Source organism: Paenibacillus sp. OSY-SE (assembly GCF_000283315.1).
Taxonomy (GTDB): domain Bacteria; phylum Bacillota; class Bacilli; order Paenibacillales; family Paenibacillaceae; genus Paenibacillus_B; species Paenibacillus_B profundus.
Genome location: NZ_ALKF01000105.1, coordinates 1 through 4920, shown reverse-complemented (window position 1 = coordinate 4920; position 4920 = coordinate 1). Strand labels below are relative to the sequence as shown.

The 4920-nt window shown below is 36.2% G+C and carries 5 protein-coding genes and 1 pseudogene; 4 read left to right on the top strand and 2 right to left on the bottom strand.

Annotated elements, in window-relative coordinates; translation table 11 throughout:
- Positions 1-164: 164 nt before the first annotated feature.
- Positions 165-551 (top strand): MOSC domain-containing protein, encoded by a 387-nt coding sequence (locus tag A372_RS32785; protein WP_019418945.1) that lies wholly within the window; start codon positions 165-167, stop codon positions 549-551.
- A gap of 23 nt (positions 552-574) precedes the next feature.
- Positions 575-676, top strand: a pseudogene (locus A372_RS39220) (MOSC domain-containing protein); the annotation flags it as partial.
- Between the two features lie 183 nt (positions 677-859).
- Here the strand turns inward: A372_RS39220 and A372_RS0100755 are convergent.
- Together A372_RS0100755 and A372_RS0100750 are read right to left on the bottom strand one after the other, a co-directional pair.
- On the bottom strand, positions 860-1657 hold the full coding sequence (locus A372_RS0100755; protein WP_019418944.1) for a dihydrodipicolinate synthase family protein: 798 nt from the start codon (positions 1655-1657) through the stop codon (positions 860-862).
- Positions 1658-1863: 206 nt separating this feature from the next.
- Positions 1864-2412 carry a cupin domain-containing protein gene (locus A372_RS0100750; protein ID WP_019418943.1) on the bottom strand — a complete coding sequence of 183 codons (549 nt, stop codon included), beginning with the start codon at positions 2410-2412 and terminating at the stop codon, positions 1864-1866.
- Positions 2413-2719: 307 nt separating this feature from the next.
- Here A372_RS0100750 and A372_RS0100745 point away from each other — a divergent pair, with 307 nt between their 5' ends.
- Positions 2720-3634, top strand: coding sequence for a LysR family transcriptional regulator (locus A372_RS0100745; protein ID WP_019418942.1), 915 nt, complete (start codon positions 2720-2722; stop codon positions 3632-3634).
- Positions 3635-4435: 801 nt separating this feature from the next.
- Positions 4436-4621 carry a TnsA endonuclease N-terminal domain-containing protein gene (locus tag A372_RS38225; protein WP_019418940.1) on the top strand — a complete coding sequence of 62 codons (186 nt, stop codon included), beginning with the start codon at positions 4436-4438 and terminating at the stop codon, positions 4619-4621.
- The last annotated feature ends 299 nt before the right edge of the window (positions 4622-4920 follow it).

The window sequence follows — 4920 nt, the reverse complement described above, 5'->3', positions numbered from 1 at the left end:
AGTTACTCACATTTTAACATGTGCAATTTTCGACATAGTAATGTGGCAAATGATAAATAATATACAGGCATACATTTTAACACTAAAAGTGTTCAAGGAGGAGACAACTATTAAATATAAGGTATTCAAGAATAAGGAGTCGATATAGGTGAGTCAACCCGTCATTGAGCGAGTTATGGTCGGAAAGCCACAAACATTTGGGCAAAAAGAAGCAAAAAAAACCAATGGATCGCGAGTGGGAAAGTGGAATTGTGAAGCGTGAGGTCAAAGGAAAGGTCTGGGCAGGCAAAACGGGTCTCCAAGGGGATGGACAAGCCATAACACAAGTCTCGCAACCAAGACAACCTTGCTGGAAACCAGCACGACGCTGGAAGATTAAAGACCTAGCCATACAAATCCAGCAGCAAGGCATGACAGGTTGGTATTTTCGTGTTCTTAAGGAAGGTGATATCCAAGCAGGAGATTACCTTCAACTTCAAGAGAGACCATTTCCCGAATGGACCGTTGCTAAATGTAACGATATTATGCATAACCAAAAAAACAAGATCTAGAACAAGAAGCTAGACTTGCTGCTTGTGAACTCCTTGCTCCGAACTGGCGTAATACGTTAAACAAACGAGCACAGGGCGAGGGAAAATTAGATATTCGTAACCGCGTAATCGGTCCTAATGAATAATTGAGACTCCCACCCATAAATGGGCAAGCTGACTAACGTCAGTGGGATTCTTGAGTGACTAAGCGTTCGCAGTCCATTTCTGTTTTGAACAGCATGAAGCCGCATTCTCCTGTTGAAAAATGCGGCTGTTTCAAAAAAGTCGTTTGTTTGAATCAACTGTGTATAGTAGCTGGACACTAGTTACTAATTAATGGGCGATCGACAAGGACCTACTTTTATACCAAGGGAATTGTAATGTTCTTTTATGTTTATAACGGCTTGATAATGTGTCACTTCGTCAATCAGTTGATTTATTTTATGAACGTCAACTGGTTTTTTCATTAATAGGTCATTTAAAATTTGCTTGATTTCTTTAGGGTAAACATTTCCTACCATACTGGAAAGTCCATTGCAGCCATCGAGTATTTTTTCTATGAGGTCAACATCTCCTCCAGCAAACATAATGAAATCATCTGGTAACTGTGTATTTTTATGACGCTTCACATTGTACTCTTCTTTAAGTCCGATAAGGTTCGAGTGTTGTTGAGAGACAAGTTCATTAAGGGATTCAGCACTTAGGTTAAAACCAGTTCGGGCAGGATTATTATAAAGCACAACTTTTTTGGTTGTATGGTTTAGCAATTCATTAACATAAGCAATGGCTTGTTTTTGTGATGGTTGAATATAAAGTGGAAACTGGACAAGAATTGCGTCAAAAACAGATTTCTCAAGTGCTTGAATAAGTTTTATCGCATCTCTCGTTCTCGCACCTGAAACACCAAACATAAGTTCAATATTTTGAAAGTTTTGCTTATTAAAGTAATCAATGATTTGCAATCGTTCATCAATACTCATTGAATTTTGCTCACCGGTAGAACCAGATACAAGTAGTGACTCAATTCCGTTATTCTTCAAATGTTCAACAATGGGGTTGAAACCTTCTAAATATAAGCTTTCATCATCATGAAAGGGAGTTGGAATAGCAACATTTAGATTTTTCATCAATTATATCCTCCAATTATTTACCCAATAATATTAATATTGAACCAACGTAATACCGCAATTTGAATACAATTTAATACTTGTCGGGTGTATTCACTTTGTACGGATGAGAGGGGGAACTATCTCTCCACGCGTGCACACGAATCCGTACAAACTTATTGTCCGAAGTATGAGTAAATATTCATTGCTGGCAGGAGCTTTTTATTTTACTTTTCTGGTAAAATATCGTTCTTATTAGTTATATTTTCTTTAACAACATGTTTTGCTCCTGACCCAACAGGTTCTTCCAAAAACCATGTCCCCATACCGGAGACAGTAGGTACATCCTGGATAGTATAAAGAACAGCATTTTCATGATCAGACGTATTGCAATGTTCGTGTGAAAGCCAAGCAGGAGATACAAATACATCGCCTTTTTCCCACTCAATTCTCTCGCCATTAATTATACTATAGCCTTCTCCTTCAAATACAATGAAGATAGCCAAATTACTGTGTTTATGTGGGTTATTATGTTCACCTGGCGCCAATACTTGTACCACTGCGTTTATAGTAGGGGTCACACCGTATTTATCACCAGTATCTTTATTTACCAGCGATACTGCACCTCTGCCATCACCCATAAAATCACTAGACAATGAATCATCTAATTGTGCCTTTATATCTGTTCCTTTCCAAATACAAGGACGAACAGTCGGCTTGGTACTTTTTTGTAAAAAATCTTTGTAACTAATAATATCTGTTCTTTGATCGCTCATTCTAATAACCTCCTAAATTTTTTGAGAACCTTTGTTAACCTTCCTGTGCTTACATCGCCCCTATCAAATCTTAAAGGCACCCCCTTTCAGGACTAAGTGATTTTAAAATTTCCAATATGATACCTAGCAATACAGCGATGGAAAGGTAAACCCACTTTATTAAATACTGTTATAAACTGGGCTTGTTAATTAACAGTTTAGGGTATCTTAAACCATAGTTCAATTCAATTATTTATATAGTAATAATAGGTTAAAACTATGATATAATACATATTGCCATAAAATGATTTTTGAGGGGGACCCTAGAATGGAATTAAGACAACTTGAATATTTTCGTTCAGTATGCCAGGAACTTCACTTCACAAGAGCCGCAGAAAAGATTGGAATTTCCCAACCTTCTTTAAGCCAACAAATTCGTTTATTAGAGCATGAGATTGGAGCACCTTTATTTGATCGAATTGGTAAAAAGACGGAACTTACAGAATCAGGAAGACTACTTCTGAAGTATACTCAGAATATTTTCCATGAATTAGAACAAGCACAAACTGCTATAAAGGAATTAAACGGACTCCAAAGAGGAAATATTTCTATCGGAACATTGTTAACAGTTGAAAACTACCTAATTCCACCGACATTACTTAATTTTCATCGTTTATACCCTGCTATTAAAATTTCTGTGTTTGGACTACGCACGGAAGACATTAGGAAAAGCTTGTTAGAAAATAAATTGGATATAGGTATTGTTTTTTTACCTATGAAAGATAGAGAATTAGAATCGATTTCTTTGTACAAGGAGGAACTGGCCCTTGCGGTACCCAACGGGCATCCATTAGAGGAACAAGATATGGTACATTTGGATGTATTGCGGACAACATCTTCCGTTTTATTTCCTGAAAACTACTTTTTAAGACAACTTATCAATAAATCTTGTAATGACTTGGGATTTCTCCCTCAGCCGAATTTTGAAATAACAACGATGGAATCTTTAATTGACATGGTTGAAAAAGGAGTAGGAGTGACTATATTGCCTAAACCTTATTTAGAGTGCCTTAACAATAATAAAATAAGAGTCATTCCAATTCTAAATTCTAATCTTTCCCGAGAAGTAGGAATCGTCTATAGGAAAGATAAATATATGGGTGCTGCTACACGTATGTTTATTGATCAGCTAAAGGCCACCACGATTAATTTGAATTATAGAACCAATAAAGATACTGATTAAAGGTTACCAGTTCATTATATTAGACGAAAAAATGATGACGTTGGTAGATTGGAAAAAGAAACACATGAAATAAACAACGCTTACTTATCAGTGCCTTGTTAATGTTTAATTTTCTTTTTCAACAATCGGGCGCGATTATTGAATAAGCTCTTTATTCTACTTCAACTAGGGTTCTACATATTAGTCATATCTAATATGTAGAACCCTTTAACTTTTTTATCTTTTTTAAAATTAGGTCTTGATAATATAAAAAAGTCGAATCGTTTTACCCCTTTAGATATGGATATCTAAAGGGGTGTTTTTATGTGTTAAAAGAAAATAAAGTGTTAGACTGAAAAATAAAGTATTAGACTAGGAAAATAAAGTTGTAGACTGAGAAAATAAAGTATTAGACTCACAGATACGGACATACTGCTACTAGTAGCTCTTCTACAGTCTTAGAATCGACATCTAGAATTACAACACGACTCCTCTTTTTGTGGGGCTACCTTTAGGTAGCCTCATTTTTTTATAGATTGGGAGTGGAATGAATGGCTAAGCGGAAACGTGAGATTACACAAGCTAAGATAGAACGATTTCTTAAAGAAGGAAGAGGTCAAGGTAACGGAAAGGACTATCTTCCTTGGCTTAGTGTTCAAGATGTTCCCTCACAAGGGAGAGCGACTCGCGGCATAGGTTGGACTACTGGCAGACGACACGAGCTGTTTTCCGATATCGAACGTGATTATTGCTACCTTCTGGATTATAGGGGTATCGGATATTCGAGAGCAATTTCCACTCCTCCCACTTGAAGAAACTTTGATGATAGCAGAGAAATTAGGCGTCAAACATCCAGAAGACCCCAAGACTGGAACTCCTATTGTAATGACAACAGACTTCCTAATTACTTATAAGGATAAAGAATATGCAAGAACGGTTAAACCTGCAGCTGAGTTAGAAAATGATAGGACGATTGCTAAGTTTGAAATTGATGTTAAAAGAAAATAAACCATTAGACTGAAAAATGTAGTATTAGACTCGGAAAATATAGTTGTAGACTGGGAAAATAAAGTACTAGACTGGCGATAGTGTTAAACTAATGGGCAGTTTAATAGTATTCTTGATTCTTAATGGATGCCTTTTCTCAACTATACCAGCTAATAGCTTGTCAACATTTCCAATAATACAATTAGAAACCTTATGAAGTTCCATTACCTATCGGTTAAAAGCTATCACACTACAATCCATCACCGAAAAATTTGACTTATCGTAGCTCCTTCTCTAATATATTAGGTATCTAACATATT